The organism is Streptomyces sp. ADI95-17, assembly GCF_003846175.1.
Taxonomy (GTDB): Bacteria; Actinomycetota; Actinomycetes; order Streptomycetales; family Streptomycetaceae; genus Streptomyces; species Streptomyces sanglieri.
Genome location: NZ_ML123053.1, coordinates 49,714 through 53,047 on the forward strand (window position 1 = coordinate 49,714; position 3,334 = coordinate 53,047).

General features: G+C 74.6%; 2 protein-coding genes. Both read left to right on the forward strand.

Annotated elements, in window-relative coordinates; translation table 11 throughout:
* Positions 1–2,281 (forward strand): SDR family NAD(P)-dependent oxidoreductase (locus tag EES42_RS45280; RefSeq protein ID WP_164495501.1); only part of this gene is annotated, 2,281 nt, incomplete at its 5' end.
* Positions 2,282–2,326: 45 nt separating this feature from the next.
* On the forward strand, positions 2,327–3,334 hold a 1,008-nt coding region (locus tag EES42_RS39500; RefSeq protein ID WP_206433813.1), incomplete at its 3' end, for a beta-ketoacyl synthase N-terminal-like domain-containing protein.

Sequence of the window (3,334 nt, forward strand, 5' to 3'; positions counted from 1 at the left end):
CGTGGAGCTGGACTGGGAGGCGGTGTTCGCGGGGCAGCGGGCCACGCACGTGGACCTGCCCACCTACCCCTTCCAACGACAGCGCTACTGGCCCGAGGCCCTGGCCCTCCCGGACGCAGGCGTGGTGGACCCGGTGGACGCCCAGTTCTGGGACGCCGTCGAGCAGGGCGATCTCGCGGCGCTGGCCGCGACGCTGGACCTGGAGGAGGTGCCGGACTCTCCGCTGGGCGAGGTGCTTCCGGCCCTCTCGTCGTGGCGGCGGCAGCGGCGCGAGAACGCCGCCGCCGACTCCTGGCGGTACCGCATCAGTTGGAAGCCGCTCGCCGAGAACACGGCGTCCCTGTCGGGGACCTGGCTCCTTGTGGCACCCGGGACCGGCGCCGGCGGCGACGCCGGCGACGCGGTCGAGGCCGTCGCGGAAGGGCTGCGCGGGCTGGGAGTCGACATCGTGCAGTGTGCGCCGGGCGACGTGCTCGACCGCGCGGCACTGGCCGGAGAGCTGACCGGAGCGCTGGGCGGCCGCACCGCCGTCGAGGGGGTCCTCTCGATGTGCGCCCTGGACGAGGAGCCGGTCCCCGGGCTGCCGGAGGCCACGGCCGGTCTGGCCGCCACGCTGGCCCTGACGCAGGCGCTGGGCGACGCGGACGTGACGGCGCCGCTGTGGTGCCTGACACGGGGTGCGGTGTCCACGGGTCCCGCGGACGGTGCCGCGCGCCCGGCGCAGGCGCAGGTGTGGGGGCTCGGCCGCGTGGCCGCGCTCGAACACCCGGACCGCTGGGGCGGGCTGATCGACCTGCCCGAGGTGCTCGACGAGCGTGCGGTGGCCCGGCTGGGCGCGCTGCTCGCCGCGGGCGGCGACGAGGACCAGCTGGCGGTGCGGTCGGCGGGCGTGCTCGCCCGGCGGCTGCTGCCCGCGCCGGCGACGGCAGCGGGCCGGGCCTGGGAGCCGGAGGGCACGGTGCTGATCACCGGCGGCACCGGGGCGATAGGGGCGCGGGTGGCCCGCCGGCTCGGCGGCAGCGGCGCAGAACACGTCGTCCTGATCGGCCGCAGCGGGCTGCGGGCGCCGGGCGTCGAGCGGCTGCGCGACGAGCTCGCGGGGACGGGCGTGCGGGTCACGGTCGCCGCGTGCGACGTGGCCGACCTGGATGAACTGACCGCCCTGGTAGGCAAGTTGATGGCTGACGGGGAGCGGATCACTGCGGTGCTGCACGCCGCGGGCGAGCTGGACGACGGGGTCGTCGACGCGCTGACCCCCGAGCGTCTCGCCCGCGCCCTGCGGGCCAAGGCCGCCGGTGCGCGCAACCTGCACGAGGCGACGCGGGAACTCGACCTCTCGGCGTTCGTACTGTTCTCCGGTGTAGCCGGCACGGTCGGCGGCGCGGGGCAGGGGGCCTTCGCCGCAGCCGGCGCCTACCTGGACGCGTTCGCCGAGCACCGCAGGGACCTGGGACTCGCCGCCACGTCCATCGCGTGGGGCCCGTGGGCCGAAGGCGGTCCCGCCCTCGACGACGACACGTTCCTGGAGCGGACGAGCCGGCGCGGTCTGGCCGCGCTGCCGACCGAGTCCGCGCTCACGGCGCTGTTCCGGGCGGTGGCACAGGACGGTCCCGCGCAGCTGGTGGCGGACATCGCCTGGGACCGCTTCGGTCCCGCGCTCACGGCGGCACGGCCCAGCCCGCTGATCAGCGATGTGCCGCAGATGCGGGAGATCGCGCGGGCGGCCGAGCAGGCGGGCGACACCGGCGCGGACGACGCGGCGGAGTTCCGGCGTGCCGTGGCCGAGCTCTCGGACGTGGAACTCGGCCAGATGCTCCTGGAGCTGGTGCGCACCGAGGCGGCCGGGGCGCTGGGCTACACCGACATCGAGGCCATCGGACCCAAGCGGCCCTTCCGGGACCTCGGGTTCGAGTCGCTGACCGCCGTGGAGCTGCGCAACCGGCTCAGCACCCGCACCGGCCTGCGGCTGCCGGTGACGCTGGCGTTCGACCACCCCACGCCGGTCGTCCTCGCCGCCTTCCTCAAGGGCGAGGCGGGCCGCGACGCGGAGCCGCAGACCGTGCCCGTCCTCGCGGAGCTCGACCGGCTCGAGGCGAGCCTCGCGACGCTCTCCGCGGACCGCACCGCGCGGCACCGGATCGCGGCACGGCTGAGGGACATCCTCGCCGGCTGGGACGACGAGCCCGCAGGGGGTGACGGGGCCACCGTCACCGAGAAGTTGGAGTCGGCGTCGGCCGACGAGGTCCTGGCATTCATCGACAACGAACTTGGGGCCTCCTGATGCGGCGGCACCGTACTTCGGTTCTATACAAAGGGGTTAGCGGTAATGGTGGCTGAAGAAAAGCTCCTCGAGTACCTCAAGCGGGTGACGGCCGACCTCCATCAGACCCGGCAGCGTCTGCGCGAGGTGGAGTCCGAGGAGCAGCAGCCCATCGCGATCGTCGCGACGAGTTGCCGCTTCCCCGGCGGGGTCGCGAGCCCCGAGGACCTGTGGCGGCTCGTCACCGAGGACGGCGACGCGATGTCGCCCTTCCCGGACGACCGCGGCTGGGACACCACGCGGCTCTACGACGCCGACCCCGACGCCGCGGGCACGTCCTATGTGCAGTCGGGCGGATTCCTCGACGGGGCCACGGAGTTCGACCCGGCCCTGTTCGGCATCAGCCCCCGCGAGGCGCTGTCGATGGACCCGCAGCAGCGGCTGCTCCTGGAGACGGCGTGGGAGGCGTTCGAGCGGGCGGGCATCGACCCGCTGTCGCTGTCGGGTGAGCGCGTCGGTGTGTTCGCCGGGTCCAGCGGCCAGGACTACGCGTCGCTGCTGCAGTTCTCGCCGGACAGCGTCGAGGGCTACGGTCTGACGGGCACGGCGGCCAGCGTGGTGTCGGGACGGCTGTCCTACACGTTCGGCCTGGAGGGCCCCGCCGTCACCGTCGACACGGCCTGCTCGTCGTCGCTGGTCGCGCTGCACCTGGCCGCGCAAGCGCTGCGGCAGGGCGAGTGCTCGCTGGCGCTGGCCGGCGGCGTGACGGTCATGTCGACGCCCGGTGCGTTCATCGAGTTCAGCCGGCAGCGCGGCCTGGCCACGGACGGCCGCTGCAAGGCCTTCGCGAAGGCTGCCGACGGCACGGGCTGGGCCGAGGGTGCGGGTCTGCTGCTCCTGGAGCGCCTCTCCGACGCGCGCCGCAACGGCCACCAGGTCCTCGCGGTCGTACGCGGTTCCGCGGTGAACCAGGACGGCGCGAGCAACGGTCTGACCGCCCCCAACGGTCCTTCGCAGCAGCGGGTCATCCAAGAGGCCCTGGCCAACGCCGGATTGTCCCCGGCGGACGTCGAC